Origin of the sequence: Alkalibacterium sp. AK22 (assembly GCF_000585255.1) — a bacterium.
Classification (GTDB): Bacteria; Bacillota; Bacilli; order Lactobacillales; family Carnobacteriaceae_A; genus Alkalibacterium.
Genome location: NZ_JANL01000037.1, coordinates 46,033 through 60,793 on the forward strand (window position 1 = coordinate 46,033; position 14,761 = coordinate 60,793).

Below are 14,761 nucleotides of genomic sequence, written 5' to 3' on the forward strand. Positions count from 1 at the left end.
TTTCCTCCTCGTGCCTAATGCACATTATATTTCACATTATTGGTGTAGGTACGAATCGGAATGTTGTTACACATTTCTTTTTTCTTTACCTAACAAAATGCTAAGTTCATAATATCATCAAATTTATAGGAGTGCAAGCCTTACGCTGAAGAATTTCAGATGATAATTAATTTATTCCGTTTTTATTCAGCGTCTGAAAACAAGGCATCCTATTCTCTTTGAGGCTGACATATGTCTTTTCTCCGATAATAAAATGATCCAATAATTCAATTCCCATCAGATTGCCCGCCTCTACCATCCGCCGGGTGAAGTCAAGGTCCGCGTCTGATGGTTCGGGATCCCCTGAAGGATGGTTATGTGCCAGAATGATTCTAGCAGCTGAATACTTCACAGCGGCCTTAAAAATTTCTCTGGGGTGTGCCACTGAAGAATTTAATGTTCCTTTAAACAACGTCTCTTTCTTGATGATTTGATTCTTAGTATTGAGAAACAGAGCTACTACATACTCCTGCTGCAGATCCTTCATTTCCTCCACTAGCATACTGCCCACACTTTGACTTGAGGTCACAGTACCTTCTTTCAACAGAGAAGACCGGGCAATGCGCTGGCCCAATTCGATTGTAGCAAGCAGCTCGATTGCTTTTACCCGACCGATTCCGGGAACAGTTAGCAGTTCTTCAAGAGAGACCTGCTTCAGAGTATGCAGGTCATCGAAGTATGACAATACTTGCATGCTGAGCTGAAGGACATTGCTGTCTTTCGTTCCCGTACGCAGCAAAATCGCCAGCAGTTCATGATTGGCCAGTGCAGCCGGGCCGTATTCTTCCATTCTTTCCCTGGGGCGGGAAGCTGAAGGCAGTTCGATTAGTTTCTGAGTTTGCATAGAATCCTCCTTATATAAAAAGAAAGAGAAGCCTTTAAACTTCTCTTTCTTATATATTCTCTTTTAAATCAGATTCTCACTTTTTATCTTTATTAAAACTTCATGAAGATCTTCGCAGATAGCTTGGGCTAGCGTTCGAGCATATGCGTTTGGTTCAATCAGATCTGGAACCATGACCACTGGAAAACCCGCTTGATGCGCCGCTTTAATCCCGTTAAGCGAATCCTCCAGAACGAGGACCTTACTCACGTCTCCTTCAATCAAATCACATGCCTTAAGAAAAATATCAGGCTGAGGTTTAGAGTCTTGTACTTCATCTCCACCGACAATCCCGTCAAACCAGGCATAAAGTCCGGCATTCTCTAGCAACTTTAACACTAACCGCCGCTCCGAGCTTGAAGCCACAACCATTTTATAACCGTTATCTTTGAGGTATGTCAACAATTCCTTCAGCCCTTTTTTCTGATCAGGTACAGTAGTCTCTAGGAGGACACGCAGATCTTTTACACTCTCTTGCTTGAATTGGTCAACCTGATTTGTTTCAAAACGCTCTTCCATAGCTTTAAAAAAGTCTTTGTCACTGACCCCAATAAACTGGCGATAAAATGCATAGTCAAAGGGGATACCAATGCGATCTGCTGTTTTTTGATTGGCTTCATAATATAGTCTTTCAGTATCAAACATCAGTCCATCCATATCAAAAATAACCAGTTTATGCATGCTTACCCTTCTTTCATACTCTGCATCTTCTCTAGCTGTCTTGTCACCGAGTCAAACTTCTCTTTATATTCCAGACCTTTCTTTCTTTCTTCTTCCACAATAGCTTCTGGGGCATTCTCGACAAATTTCTTATTCGCCAGTTTGTTCTCCACCCGGTCAATTTCCTTCTGCCATTTAGTCTGTTCCTGTTCAAGACGGCTGATTTCTTCTTTAATATCAACCAGTCCAGCAAGAGGGACAAAAATTTCCGCTCCAGCTACAACTGCTGTTTTTACTTCGTCCGGAGCATCCAGATCAGCATCAATGACCAAATCGTTCGGATTGCAGAAACGGTTAATGAAGGACTGGTTCTCCGTCAGGAAATCCTGTTCTTTATGTCCTCTTGTCTTTATGAGCAAATCAATGGTTTTGGACATCGGACGGTTCGCTTCTGAGCGGATTGTCCGAACTGAACGAATCAAATCAATCAGCATTTCCATATTTTGGATGGCCTCTGGATCATGCAGCGTATCATTCACAACCGGATAGTCAGCTCGGACAATCGACTCGCCTTCATGAGGGATATGTGTCCAGATTTCTTCAGTCACAAAGGGCATGATTGGATGCAGCAGTCTAAGCGTCTGGTCAAGTACATGCACCAGGACTGATTTAGTTGACTGCTTCTGACTGTCTGTGCCTTGTACAAGCAACTCTTTGCTCATTTCGATATACCAGTCGCAATAGTCATCCCAGATAAAGCTGTAAAGCTGGCGACCGGCTTCTCCAAACTCAAATTTTTCAAAAAGTTCGGTCACTTGGCTGACCGTCTCGTTCAGTCTAGCCAGGATCCACTTATCGGCAATCGTCTTTTCAAGTGTCAAATTGATGTCAGACGCTTCAAAGTCCTCGAGATTCATGATGACATAACGGCTGGCATTCCATATTTTGTTGATAAAGTTCCAGGATGCATCCATCTTCTCATAACTGAAGCGCACATCCTGTCCCGGTGCAGAACCGTTTGAAAGGAACCACCTGAGTGCATCCGCTCCGTACTGATCAATCACTTCCATAGGATCGATTCCGTTCCCTAATGATTTACTCATTTTTCTTCCTTGCTCGTCGCGGATCAGACCGTGTATAAGCACATTCTTGAACGGCGCTTGGCCCGTAAACTCCAGACTTTGGAAAATCATACGGCTGACCCAGAAAAAGATGATGTCATAACCAGTGACAAGGGTGCTGGTGGGGAAATATTTTTCAAAATCGCTGCTGTTTGTATCCGGCCAGCCCATTGTTGAAAATGGCCATAAAGCTGAACTGAACCAGGTGTCCAGAACATCTTCATCCTGTACCCAATTTTCTGCATCTTCAGGTGCCGCTTCGCCGACATAAAGCTCTCCGGTTTCCTTGTGGTACCAAGCTGGGATGCGGTGTCCCCACCAGAGTTGTCTGGAAATAACCCAGTCGTGAACATTCTCCATCCAGTTGTTGAATGTCTTTTCAAAACGTCTAGGTACAAACTCTACTTTATCTTCAGTTTCCTGGTTTTTCAGCGCTTTCTCTGCAAGTGGTGTCATTTTGACAAACCACTGGGTAGACAGTCTTGGCTCAACAACAACGCCTGAACGCTCAGAGTGACCTACACTGTGCTGCATTTCTTCTATACGTATCAGGTAGCCCTGATCTTTCAGATCCTTGACCAGCGCTTTTCTTGCTTCAAACCGGTCCATGCCCTCATATTTTCCTGCAAGATGATTCATGGATCCGTCATTGTTCATTACATTAATTTGTTTTAAATCATGACGCTGACCGATTTCGAAGTCATTAGGGTCGTGAGCCGGAGTAATTTTGACTACGCCCGTACCAAACTCCATGTCCACATAATCATCTGCAATCACTTTCAGTGCACGGCCCACTACCGGCAGCTCCACGTTTTTACCAATCAGATGCTGATAACGCTCATCATCCGGATGAACAGCCACAGCTGTATCCCCCAGCATCGTTTCCGGACGGGTCGTTGCAATTTCAACAGATCCCTCTCCATCGATGACAGGATACTGGATATGGTAAAATGCGCCATTAACTTCCTTGTGCTCAACTTCAATATCCGACAAGGCGGTTTGGGCTTTCGGGTCCCAGTTGATGATATATTCTCCTCGGTAAATCAGCCCCTTATTGTAAAGATCAACAAACACTTTGTTGACTGCCTTATTCAGACCCTCATCCAAAGTAAACCGTTCTCTAGAATAGTCAACTGAAATACCGACTTTTGCCCACTGATCACGAATACTTTCTGCGTACTCTTCCTTCCATTCCCAGACTTTTTCCAGAAACAGCTCACGACCCAAATCATGCCTTGATATATTATCTTGAGCCAACTTTTCTTCCACTTTTGTCTGAGTTGCGATACCTGCATGATCCATTCCAGGTAGCCATAGCGTGTCGTACCCCTGCATCCGTTTTTGTCTGATAATGATATCCTGCAGCGTCGTGTCCCAGGCATGCCCCAGATGCAAGCGCCCCGTAACATTGGGGGGTGGAATAACAACTGAGTAAGGCTCGGTTGCTTGTTCATCAGGCTTAAACAGTTCTTTGTCGATCCATTCTTTATATCTGCCTGCTTCTACTTGTGATGGTTCGTATTTGGTTGACATTTTGATTTCTTCTTTCATACTATACACCTCTTCATAGTTATTTCTTTTATTTTTCCATAAAAAAAACACTCGTCTAAATTTTAGGACGAATGCTTCGCGGTACCACCTATATTACCACAGACAGCTGATACCGGCTGCGGTCTCTCAATGACAGTGTTAATGGACTGTCCCACCAGTCAGAAGTACTGCTTTCCTCCCGACAGCTCCCAAGTTACTTCATGACTATGTCTGCCAGGGTTTTCCAGCTTCCACCCATTCTCTGAGACAGCATTGGCCACTACTCTTCTTGTTCATTGCTTGTATTATTTGTATTCTACTTTAATTTAGCTCAGCTTCTTCATGTCTGGCTGCAGACAGCGCTGCTTCATAATCCGGATCATCAGCCATTTCCTTGACAATTTCACGATAAACAATCTGCCCGCCTTTATTGAGAACAAAGACTGCGCGGGCCATCTTATCAAGATTATCGATATAAAGGCCGTAGTCTTTGGCAAATAAACGATCTTTGTCGTGCAAAATGGAACTGTGCAGGACTTTCGTGCGCGACCATTCCTGCTGCTGAGCTTTCGTATTTGTTGATACTGAGAACATTTTGGTACCTTTCAGCTTTCTTGCTTCATCATTGAACGTGTTAGTCTGTCTGGAGCAAGTACTTGTTTCGATATCAGGTACTGTACTGATGATTAGTACGTCTCCCTTGAGGTCGGACAACTTGACTTCCTTATCATTTAAATCTTTTAGTGTAAAGGAAGGAGCATCATCGCCTACTCGAGGAGCTTGAGCGTTTGTTTCGTAGGGTTCCCCTTTTAATGTAACGTTCATCCTAATCCCTTCTTTCCCTATATATAATACCAGTTTACTTTCCATCTCGTCTCATTGCAACTATAAAGTGAATGCATGAATTAAGTCATACGCTACTGAATTTGCCTGAACTCTACCTGCCCTTCCCATTGGGCAGGGTAGGCAAAAAGTTGATTCACGAGATAATCTTTTAAATAATCAGAGACTTCCCGTATACGGTATTTAATCTTTAAAACGCAGTATCAAATGAAACAAACGGTCACCGACTCATCAGCTCTCAAGGTAATTTGCCTACCAGGGCTGAGTCAACACTGAAGAGAGTGCTTGCAAGCCCAGACCTACCTACATAAAGTGACAGGCTTATATAGGCCAACCGGCGTCCATACATATAACTTGACCTTTGTTTTGTAGGTATCATAAAATCCACATCCTCCATTAAAAAATCCCCCGCCTGTAAAGAATCACTTCTTTATCTGCCGAGGGAGTTCTAAACATAGTCCATGCTTTCAGCTGTAAGACTTATTTTCCGTATATGCCTTTGATACTTCATCAAAAGCACCTGCTTCAATCGTCTCAAGTTTTTCTCGGACCATTTTCAGAGCCGTATGATAGTCAAATTCATTCAAGAATAAAGATTCACTGTATTTAATTGTTTCAATAACTTCCGGATGCTCTTCACGGTAGCGGTAAAGCCTTTGGCTGACCAGCTCTGTGAGCAAAGCTTCATCCACAAGTGTATCTGTCTGAACAGCGAGCGATTCGATATCATCTTCACACAGTCTATGCAGACGTACAACGGCTTCCAAGTCCAGTCGTGGACGGGCCAGTTCTCTAGATAGATCTTCCAAATGATCAGTCGTGTAAAAGAACAAATCCAGGTAATCTTTGGGAAGACCGGGCAGGTTTTTATGCTCAATATACCGCTTCATCTCCCTTAGAGCCAATTCCATCTCATCGATATCTTTCTTGATTTCCATTTCTGTCTGCCTATAGGCGTACAGGTCAGCTGAAAGTTGAGCCAGTTTGGACGAAAGGTTTTCTAGCTCATTAAAACAGCTTGCCAGCGTATCCCTAGCGGCTGAATAAGGCAGCGCCTCGTCGGCGAGCCGACTCTCAACACGGCCAATCTGCTCTGTCTGAGCAGCAAAGTCTGCCTTAAGCTTGTCCATTGTTGCTTCTTCGTCTTTATAGAGAGTGTAGCTTTGATTGATTCGGTCTACCTCAAAGCTGATTTCTCTTTTCTGATCCTGCACATACAGCACAATCTTTTTCAGTTGCTTGATCAGTTTAGTCACTTCAGGCTTGGCTTCGATTTCTGCTTCCATCAAATCATAGATTTGATCTATTCTGTTTTCAACCGTCTCGACCTGCTGGTCAACAGCTGATATTTTTAGGTCACTTACCGATGATTTCAATTCGTTGATTGCACGGTCCAGATCAGACAGGCATTCATCAACCTCAGCTGTTTCAGGGAAAAGATAGCCCTGATCCAGTAGGCTGGCATATCCCTCTACTATTTCTTCCTTCTGCTTCAAATACTCGAATTCGATAGCCTTGATCAGCTCTGGTATACGTTTCATCAATTTTTCCATTTCCGATATTTTACTGTCCAGACGGCTGACGATTTTCCGCGCCTCTTCGTGGTCCCCCGATGCAGTCAGATCTGAAAACAGGGTGAATTCGGCTTCCACTTCTCCCAGTTTTTCCTCCAGACTGTTGGTACTGTCTCCAAAAGTAAAGCTATTTGTCAGCAGTTCTTTACGTATTTTATGGTAGCGTTTCTTGATAGATTCTACTTTTTTCAGATTGGCTTCTTCACGCTGAAGCAGCTCATCAATCAGACTGTTCAAGTGATCTGCATCCGTTTGGATGTCCTTCAGTGCTGCGCCACTTTTCTCCTGATATTCCGAAGCTTGCTTGAATCTGAAACGGTCAGTAGCCTGTTCAGCCTCAAACAAAAGGGCTTCAACTTCCGGTAACCGGCTGTTTTCAATATCAGCTACTTTCTCGACAGCCGTATCAGCAGCTGCTTTAGTTTGTCCAGTAAGTGCCATTGTACTCAATTTTTCGGCTTTTCCTGCTGGAAGACTGCTTTGCGCCTGTTTCTTCTCAAGGTCAAGCTGATCGATATTTGTATAGTTTTTTTTCTTTAGATAGTATGTACTCATGTAGAGCATCACAGCCAGAATGATTATGCTGACTGCTACGACAATTTCGATTGTCATCAATATTCCCTCCAAGTAATGCTGCCTTTGTTGGCGGATCTCTTCTTCCTAGTATATCAAACTTCAAACGATTATGTTATACTAGCAAGCAAATTCTGTAAATTATATTTCAACACAAGGAGAATTATGATGAAAAACGATTTAACCTATCTGCTCAGCAAACAACTGCAGGCGGTCACCGACGGCGAACCGAATCTGATTGCGAATCTCAGCAATGCATCCGCCCTTTTAAACGATCATCTTTCGGACATCAACTGGGCCGGCTTTTATCTGTGGGAAGAAGTAGATGATGAACTGGTACTAGGCCCTTTCCAAGGAAAAGTAGCCTGTGTCAGAATCAAAAAAGGTCAAGGAGTATGCGGGTCGGCTCTCGAACAGGAAAAAACACTGGTTGTGCCGGATGTTCACCAGTTCCCCGGTCATATTGCCTGCGATTCCGCTAGCCAGTCAGAAATTGTCGTGCCCTTAATCAAAGCAGGACGCAAGATTGGTGTTCTGGACGTCGATGCTCCAATCACAGACCGTTTCACTCAGGAAGACCAGAACATGCTGGAAGAATTCTGCTCTGTTTTGCTTGGCGTTATGTGAATGTGTCCCAAATAAGCCTTTCAGCTTTTTGCTGGGAGGCTTTTTCTAATTATAGGATTAAAAAAAACGTCACCCGCCCGAGGGCAGATGACGCTTTATAATCACTTAACTGATTATCTGTTATAGTACTCAACGATGAAGGCTTCATCGATTTCTGCTGGCATTTCTTCACGAAGTGGCAGACGAGTCAGAGAACCTTCCAGTTTTTCATCATCAAATGTGACAAAGTCTGGACGTCCAAAGATAGACTCTACAGATTCCTTAATAATCTTAAGGTCTTTAGATTTTTCACGAACACCAACAACATCTCCAACAGTAACGCTGAATGATGGAATATCCACGCGCTTGCCATTTACAGTGATGTGACCGTGGTTTACAAGCTGACGAGCCTGACGACGTGTAGTCGCAAGACCTAGTCTGTAAACAACGTTATCCAGGCGCTGCTCCAGCAGAACCATGAAGTTTACACCGTGCTTGCCTTCACGGATTTTTCCTGCTTTAGTAAACAGGTTAAAGAACTGACGTTCGTTCAGGCCGTACATGAAGCGAAGCTTTTGCTTCTCTTTAAGCTGCAGCCCGTATTCAGACAGTTTGATACGTGCAGTCGGTCCGTGCTGACCTGGTGCATACGGACGTCTTGCTAGCTCTTTACCGCTTCCGGTAAGGGAAATGCCCAAACGTCTTGATTTTTTCCATGATGGTCCAGTATATCTTGCCATATTGAATTCCTCCATATAATAAATGATCAGTTTGACACAACTGTAATGGAGTAAAATAACGAATGAAAGCTCAGCAATACGTGCAGTACCTTTTCAATCTTCACCACTTGCAGCCGCTGGTTACACAATTACGCTCATATGATTCATATGGCAAGGCACTGTTGACGCGGTTGCCGCTTCCCGCTGCGATATTTTACACAAGGATAAGCTTACCAATATTTACATAAGAAGTCAAGATGATTTATTAAAGACCCGAATAACCCTTTAAGCGGTTTACTCTCGTCAAGACGTGGGTCAGTAATCGGCTGAAGAACCTATAAAAAAGGCCGGAACTGCTGTCCCGGCCTTCTCAGTAACTATTCTCATATGAAATTAGAAACGAAGCAGTGCCGCTACACCACTGTCAGATGGCATGCTGGCCTTGTCTAGCACATATACTTGACCGTTCGTCTTCAGTACATTGTGGACAAGCTGATTGATATACTGATTGGTTTCGGGACCTTCATGGTACTGGCCATTTTCATCAATCAGGCCCTCCACCTGGTAGTCATCTTCCAGCAATAGCACATCGATTTTTCCCTGGATACTGGCCATAGCCAGATCATCAAACTGAGCTTCCAGTTTGAATTCCGGTTTGGTTTCTCTGAACTTTTCGACGAGGCTTCTGTAGCGTCTATTGATGATGTCATCGACGACTTCAGATGTATGAGACTGGATTTCGTTGAAGGTCAACTGAGAGGGTGACGCTTCTACTCTCGTTTCATCCAGGTAACCATTTTTGGACAGTCTCTCAAAATCAGAGATGTTTTTCTTGAGCGCAAAGAGCACCAGTGGCAAGCCTGTTGGCTTAGAGAACTGTTCGTTGATATATTTATCTACTTCACGGAAATAATTTTCCTGGTCGATTTCGACCTCTGTGCTTTTCTCGTTGTGGCCGTGGAACACACCCCCACTGTTGCCGTCTCCACCGTTATAGGATCCGACATTAAGTTCACCGCCGGTCAGTTCATCCCCCAAAGCTTTGGTCAAAGTATTTGGTGCGTCTTCAGGCAGATCGACCGGCTGAAGTTTATTGCGTCGGCCGGTGTAAAGGCTAAATTTATCGTGATTAAGTGCAAGAAGGTGGTAATAGCTCACATACTGAAAATCAGCAATCAGCGGCAGGACATAGGGCTGTTTGGATACAACTGTTCCAGTGTGGATAGCTGTCCCTAGCCGGTAGTAATAAACCTCATCTGGTGTGATGTAGAATACGGCACTACGTGTCATGTTTCTCCAGAAATCAGTATGGTCAACGAGAAACTTTGCCTTATCCAAAAAACTATTGCAGAATTTTTCATCGTAAACCTTGTGGAGTTTCGCTTTCGCTTCCTTCAGCAGATTCTGGAACTGAATCTGATTGGCCTCGACTTCCACTCCATTGGATTCAGAGTTCAAAGAAATGGACACGACTGCCTCATAATCCTGCAGCAGTTCATCAGTTGGAAATGTGTAGAGCTCTTGCATATGCGTCACCTTCCATTCATTATTTTCTCTCTTGAGGTCCAGGCCCCAGCAGAGATTCCTATAGGTCCATCATAGCTAATCAGATGAAAAATGTCTAAGAATATGCTGATGGACAGCCCTCTCTTCCAGACGATCCCTTTGCTGTCAGTTCTGTACCTTTAATGTGATAGGCTTGATGATTTTAGCCGGTATCCCGCCAATCAAAACATTATCTAAAAAGGACTGGGTCACGACAGCCCCTGCAGCTACAACAACGTTATCCCCTAGGGTGACGCCCCCGACAATAGTAGCATTCGCTCCAATCCAGCAGTTGTCGCCAATGGTAACCGGCCGGCCAAATTCATAGCCTGCGTTTCTTTCCGTTGGATCGAGGGGATGCTCCGGCGTGACTATACTCACGCCGGGTCCAAGCATCGCATTGGCTCCGATCTCAATCGGGCAGACATCCAGAAAGACACAGTTGAAATTAGCAAAAAAATTTTCCCCTACATGAATATTACTCCCGTAATCTACCCGAAGACCAGGCTCAACCGTAATATGCTCACCAGTCGACCCAAAGAGACTCTGAACACGCTTTTTCCTGGTTTCATCATCTGTTGCCTGATTGAAAACCTGTGCTTTGCGGTGTCCCGCTTGTCTTTCCTGAGCAAGGATCCGGTCGGACGGATCATACATCTTGCCGGCAATCATTTTTTGCTTCTCAGTAGTCATGTACACACACTCTCCTTTGATTTGTTTTTACTCATTCAGTGAATCTGTGCAGTCCCTGATTTATTTATTTTTAATTTTTATGCAACTAACCTGTTACCAGTATAACAAAAAGTACCCGTCTCTTCAGACTCCTTTTGCTCTTTTATGCGGATTGTACCGCTTTTTTATTTAAACACTTCACTGACTTCCTCCATCATAATGCTAAACGTTTGGGCGCCTCCCCCAGAAAGATACCAAGCCGAGGGAGAAAGGTAATATATTGAGTCTGTTTGGAAGGCCACTGTCTGCTGAATGACCGGGCTATCTTCAATAGCAGACACATGGCCTTCTCCGCCTATAGCCGCTGTCCGGTCGATTACAAACAGCAAGTCTGGATTTTTTGATAGTACATATTCATAGGTTACTGCCATTCCATGGTTGGATACCTCGATGTTTTTGTCTGACGGAGTCAATTTGAAAGCATCATGTACAACTCCAAAGCGCGAACCTGAGCCATAGGCGGATAGTGCCCCCTCATTGTAGAGGGTAACCAGAGTCGTCATTTTAGACGCCTCTGCCTTATTCTGAAGCTGCAGCAGTTCATTTTCCAATTCATCAATCACAGATCGGGCTTCTGTTTTACGGTCAAATATATAGCCCAGCAGACTCAAGTTTTCATCAAGTGACGTTAAATAATCTGCTGCATCATGAGAAAGATCGAGAGTCGGTGCAATATTTGACAATTCTGCATAGGCTCCACTCGACCGACCAGCGACAATAATTAAATCCGGCTCAGCCGCATGTGTCGCTTCAAGATCTATTTCAAAGAAACTGCCGGCTGCTTCAACTTCCTGATATATCAGCAGGTGTTCAGGCAAATGAGGAGAGCCTGTTAAGACAACGCGGTCGCTTAGTCCCAGCACAGCCAAATTATCTAACTGACCGTTATCAAAAACAGCAACCTTTTGAGGATCAGCCGGTACCTCTACCTTATTTCCAGCTGAATCTTTAATCATCAGCGTCTGCTTATTATCTGGTTCAGTTTCAGTAGAAAGGGCCGGCTGGCCGCTTGCAGCTTCACCTTCCATAGAGTCTTCTTCCATAGTTGTGCAGGCTGACAAAATGAATAGACTGGTTAAAGCCAGCAGCCCCTTGTGGATGATCACTTTGCTCATTATTAAAACTCCTTTTGTCATTTATAGTGAAAACAATATTTAACTCCATCTTTTTCGATAATGTCTAAATCCATTTCATACAGCTCACTTAATACAGATTCTGTGATTACTTCATTCGTAGTACCTGATGCAAACAGGTATCCGTCTTTCATAGCAATAATACGATCTGCATAGCTGGCAGCAAAGTTTATATCATGTACAACCAGGACAACTGTTTTCCCGAGATCCTGGACCAGATTCTGTAAAGTCTGCATCATCTGAACTCCATGGTGCATATCCAAGTTGTTCAGTGGCTCATCTAGCAGGATATAGTCGGTATCCTGGCTAAGGACCATGGCAATCATTGCTCTTTGAAATTGGCCTCCAGAGAGCGTGTCCAGTCGTCGATCCTGCATGTCCGTCATGTTGAGGTAAGCAAGCGAGCGATTGATGACAGCCTGGCAATGCGGAGTGAGCTTGCCTTTTGTGTAGGGAAACCTCCCAAATGAAACCAGCTCACGTACCGTCAGTCCTACCGACAACTGACTGCTTTGCTTTAAAACAGACAGTCGGGTCGCTAGTGTTGACCGGGTAACTGTTCTTAATTCATCGCCCTCAAAGTAAATGTGTCCCTCATCATAGGGTACCAGTCGGCCAAGCATCTCGAGCAAGGTGCTTTTACCGGCTCCGTTAGGACCAATACAAGCAGTAAAAGTGCCTTTTTTAATTAGCAAACTGACCTGATTTACGACTTTCTTGTTTTCATAAGATTTTGTCAATCCATGGACGTCAATCATGAACGCCTCTCCCCTCTCTTAAAAGAATCAGTAGAAAATAAATGCCTCCTACAAACTGGATTATAACCCCGAGCGTCACTCGAAGCTTAAATAGATGTTCGACAAGCAGTTGCCCAACCAGAATGAAAAGAATGGTTATCAGACTGGCACCTGTAAGCAGGACCGTATGCCTGTAGGTTCCAAACAGCCGGTAAGCAATATGGGCGCCAATAAAACCGAGAAAAGAAATAGGGCCAACAAGGGCCGTTGCAGCTGCAGTCAGTAGGCTGACCATCAGAAACAAGACCAGCTGATACCGGTCAACCTCTATACCCAGACTCGATGCTGCTGGATTTCCCAAATGAAGGACGTCCAGTCTGTTTCTTTCGCTATACAGGTAGATAAGTACGGGAAGAATGACCATAATCGAAAGCAGTGTCAGGCTTATTTCAACCCTGTTAAAACTAGCTACCGTCCGGGCAAACAACTGGTCATATTCATTCGGATCGATAATGACCTGCAAAAACTGTGTCAAACTGCTAAATAGTGTTCCCATTATAATTCCAACCGCCAATATCAAATAGAGATTTCCGGGCTGTATCTTAAAAAATAGTCCAAACAAAAGCACACTGGCGATTGCCATCATTAAAAGACTGAATATAAAATTCAATCGAGCATCGGTTGTCAGCCAGTGCTCTGTTCCTAGAAAAAATAGGCCTGCAGTCTGCAAAAAAATATATAGTGATTCCAGTCCAATAATACTCGGAGTAAGAATCACGTTTTGAGTCATAGTCTGAAATATAATCGTCGCTGTTGCAGACGCTGTCCCCACAAATATAAAAGGTAAGAGTCGCTGACTGCGCAGTCTCAGTGCAAAAGTCGGCTGTCCTCTTGTGTTTGCAGTAAGATACAAATAGATAGCCAGAAGTATGCCCGCTGCCAGCAGAGAATACAGTATGATCCATTTTTTGTTTTTCATCAGGACTCCTTCCTAATCAGCAAATAAAGAAAGACCACGCTCCCTACTGAACCCGCTATAACGCTAATTGGAATTTCATAAGGGTATATAAGTACACGTGAAAGAATATCGGCAGCCAGTAGAAAAACCGCACCTGAAAGAGCTGTTGGAAGCACTAGACTGGCAAAGTGGTCGCCTTTTTTCAAAGCAACCAGGTTTGGTATGATGATTCCAACAAAAGGAATGCTGCCGACGGTTAGAACAACGGCTGAAGTCGCGATGGCCACTATTATTAAGCCGACAGTCTCAAGCAAACCATAAGCTACACCCAGGCTCTCAGCAAATACTTCCCCGAGCCCCATTATAGTGAAGTGGTGAACAAATAAGCATACACAGAAAAACAGCGGTACAGATAAATAGAGCAATTTGTAATTGCTGGATGAAATCAGTGAAAAGTTTCCCTGAAGCCAGGTTGATGTCTGCTGGACCACTTCGTACTGCAAAGCTAAGTATGTACTGACAGAACTGATAATATTTCCGAACATGATACCTACCAGAGGAATCATGAGGGCCTTTTTGTTGCGGACCGAGCGGACAAAGAGCATGAAACAGGCAGTCCCTCCTACAGCAAAAATAAAAGCCACTATAGTCTGGTATTTCACTGATTCATGGGAATAAAAGATTACAGCAATGACTACACCCAGGCGCGCACTAGCCATAGTCCCCGAAGTAGCTGGAGAAATAAAGCGGTTTTGAGTCAGCTGCTGCATGAGCAAACCGCATACTGCCAGCATACCTCCAGACAAGATTAGACTGACTGTTCTAGGAATCCGAGTAGAGTACATCACAATATGCTGTATTTCGTTCATTCTCAATATATGTGTGATTTCCAAATCGTGTATTCCAGTAAAAACTGACACCCCTGTGAGCAGAATAAGCAGCAGGACAAATACGCGATTTACTTTTTTCCCTTTATCGACTTGCTTGCTGTTAAATGTGTCTATGTTCATCACTTCCTTCGTGTTGTATTGTATAATTGATAATGATAATCATTCTCAATTATACAATGCATACTATACAGTGTTTCAATCACAAACGCAATACTTCA

At 43.9% G+C, this 14,761-nt stretch carries 13 protein-coding genes and 1 other annotated feature; of the genes, 1 reads left to right on the top strand and 12 read right to left on the bottom strand.

Going from position 1 to position 14,761, the window contains the following annotated elements:
- Nucleotides 1-166: 166 nt before the first annotated feature.
- The 5 genes from radC to ADIAL_RS08195 form a co-directional block, all read right to left on the bottom strand.
- Nucleotides 167-883, bottom strand: coding sequence for a RadC family protein (radC, locus tag ADIAL_RS08175; RefSeq protein ID WP_034302394.1), 717 nt, complete (start codon nt 881-883; stop codon nt 167-169).
- Between the two features lie 63 nt (nt 884-946).
- A complete protein-coding gene (locus ADIAL_RS08180; protein WP_034302397.1) occupies nt 947-1,603 on the bottom strand; it encodes an HAD family hydrolase in 657 nt (218 codons plus the stop codon).
- Between the two features lie 2 nt (nt 1,604-1,605).
- Entirely contained in the window at nt 1,606-4,254 is a 2,649-nt protein-coding gene (locus ADIAL_RS08185; protein ID WP_034302399.1) for a valine--tRNA ligase, read from the bottom strand.
- A gap of 60 nt (nt 4,255-4,314) precedes the next feature.
- Nucleotides 4,315-4,539: a binding site (T-box leader), on the bottom strand.
- Nucleotides 4,540-4,554: 15 nt separating this feature from the next.
- On the bottom strand, nt 4,555-5,058 hold the full coding sequence (locus ADIAL_RS08190) for a thiol peroxidase (protein ID WP_034302402.1): 504 nt from the start codon (nt 5,056-5,058) through the stop codon (nt 4,555-4,557).
- Between the two features lie 485 nt (nt 5,059-5,543).
- Nucleotides 5,544-7,262, bottom strand: a complete 1,719-nt coding sequence (locus tag ADIAL_RS08195) for a septation ring formation regulator EzrA (RefSeq protein ID WP_034302405.1) — start codon at nt 7,260-7,262, stop codon at nt 5,544-5,546.
- A gap of 129 nt (nt 7,263-7,391) precedes the next feature.
- Here ADIAL_RS08195 and ADIAL_RS08200 point away from each other — a divergent pair, with 129 nt between their 5' ends.
- The gene (locus tag ADIAL_RS08200) at nt 7,392-7,850 is read left to right on the top strand and encodes a GAF domain-containing protein (RefSeq protein WP_034302408.1); all 459 of its coding nucleotides are present in this window, start codon (nt 7,392-7,394) and stop codon (nt 7,848-7,850) included.
- Nucleotides 7,851-7,963: 113 nt separating this feature from the next.
- Here the strand turns inward: ADIAL_RS08200 and rpsD are convergent, their stop codons facing one another.
- The 7 genes from rpsD to ADIAL_RS08235 all read right to left on the bottom strand — a co-directional run bounded on the left by rpsD (nt 7,964) and on the right by ADIAL_RS08235 (nt 14,663).
- On the bottom strand, nt 7,964-8,569 hold the full coding sequence (rpsD, locus tag ADIAL_RS08205) for a 30S ribosomal protein S4 (protein WP_034302411.1): 606 nt from the start codon (nt 8,567-8,569) through the stop codon (nt 7,964-7,966).
- Nucleotides 8,570-8,941: 372 nt separating this feature from the next.
- Nucleotides 8,942-10,075: a baeRF6 domain-containing protein gene (locus ADIAL_RS08210; RefSeq protein WP_034302414.1), complete on the bottom strand. Its 1,134-nt coding sequence runs from the start codon at nt 10,073-10,075 to the stop codon at nt 8,942-8,944.
- 144 nt (nt 10,076-10,219) lie between these two features.
- Nucleotides 10,220-10,786 (bottom strand): sugar O-acetyltransferase, encoded by a 567-nt coding sequence (locus tag ADIAL_RS08215; protein WP_034302417.1) that lies wholly within the window; start codon nt 10,784-10,786, stop codon nt 10,220-10,222.
- Between the two features lie 164 nt (nt 10,787-10,950).
- Nucleotides 10,951-11,940, bottom strand: a complete 990-nt coding sequence (locus ADIAL_RS08220; protein ID WP_034302420.1) for a siderophore ABC transporter substrate-binding protein — start codon at nt 11,938-11,940, stop codon at nt 10,951-10,953.
- Between the two features lie 17 nt (nt 11,941-11,957).
- Nucleotides 11,958-12,716 carry an iron ABC transporter ATP-binding protein gene (locus tag ADIAL_RS08225; RefSeq protein WP_034302423.1) on the bottom strand — a complete coding sequence of 253 codons (759 nt, stop codon included), beginning with the start codon at nt 12,714-12,716 and terminating at the stop codon, nt 11,958-11,960.
- Complete coding sequence (locus ADIAL_RS08230; protein WP_034302426.1) at nt 12,709-13,674, bottom strand: iron chelate uptake ABC transporter family permease subunit; 966 nt, start codon at nt 13,672-13,674, stop codon at nt 12,709-12,711. The genes ADIAL_RS08225 and ADIAL_RS08230 overlap by 8 nt, the downstream gene beginning before the upstream one ends.
- Entirely contained in the window at nt 13,674-14,663 is a 990-nt protein-coding gene (locus ADIAL_RS08235) for an ABC transporter permease (RefSeq protein ID WP_051503824.1), read from the bottom strand. Before ADIAL_RS08235 ends, ADIAL_RS08230 begins: the two co-directional genes overlap by 1 nt.
- Between the last annotated feature and the right edge of the window lie 98 nt (nt 14,664-14,761).

Excerpts from the sequence above, each read along its gene's own strand:
- radC (WP_034302394.1), bottom strand. The coding sequence starts at position 883 with ATGCAAACTCAGAAACTAATCGAACTGCCTTCAGCTTCCCGCCCCAGG.
- ADIAL_RS08180 (WP_034302397.1), bottom strand. The coding sequence starts at position 1,603 with ATGCATAAACTGGTTATTTTTGATATGGATGGACTGATGTTTGATACT.
- ADIAL_RS08185 (WP_034302399.1), bottom strand. The coding sequence starts at position 4,254 with ATGAAAGAAGAAATCAAAATGTCAACCAAATACGAACCATCACAAGTA.
- ADIAL_RS08190 (WP_034302402.1), bottom strand. The coding sequence starts at position 5,058 with ATGAACGTTACATTAAAAGGGGAACCCTACGAAACAAACGCTCAAGCT.
- ADIAL_RS08195 (WP_034302405.1), bottom strand. The coding sequence starts at position 7,262 with ATGACAATCGAAATTGTCGTAGCAGTCAGCATAATCATTCTGGCTGTG.
- ADIAL_RS08200 (WP_034302408.1), top strand. The coding sequence starts at position 7,392 with ATGAAAAACGATTTAACCTATCTGCTCAGCAAACAACTGCAGGCGGTC.
- rpsD (WP_034302411.1), bottom strand. The coding sequence starts at position 8,569 with ATGGCAAGATATACTGGACCATCATGGAAAAAATCAAGACGTTTGGGC.
- ADIAL_RS08210 (WP_034302414.1), bottom strand. The coding sequence starts at position 10,075 with ATGCAAGAGCTCTACACATTTCCAACTGATGAACTGCTGCAGGATTAT.
- ADIAL_RS08215 (WP_034302417.1), bottom strand. The coding sequence starts at position 10,786 with ATGACTACTGAGAAGCAAAAAATGATTGCCGGCAAGATGTATGATCCG.
- ADIAL_RS08220 (WP_034302420.1), bottom strand. The coding sequence starts at position 11,940 with ATGAGCAAAGTGATCATCCACAAGGGGCTGCTGGCTTTAACCAGTCTA.
- ADIAL_RS08225 (WP_034302423.1), bottom strand. The coding sequence starts at position 12,716 with ATGATTGACGTCCATGGATTGACAAAATCTTATGAAAACAAGAAAGTC.
- ADIAL_RS08230 (WP_034302426.1), bottom strand. The coding sequence starts at position 13,674 with ATGAAAAACAAAAAATGGATCATACTGTATTCTCTGCTGGCAGCGGGC.
- ADIAL_RS08235 (WP_051503824.1), bottom strand. The coding sequence starts at position 14,663 with ATGAACATAGACACATTTAACAGCAAGCAAGTCGATAAAGGGAAAAAA.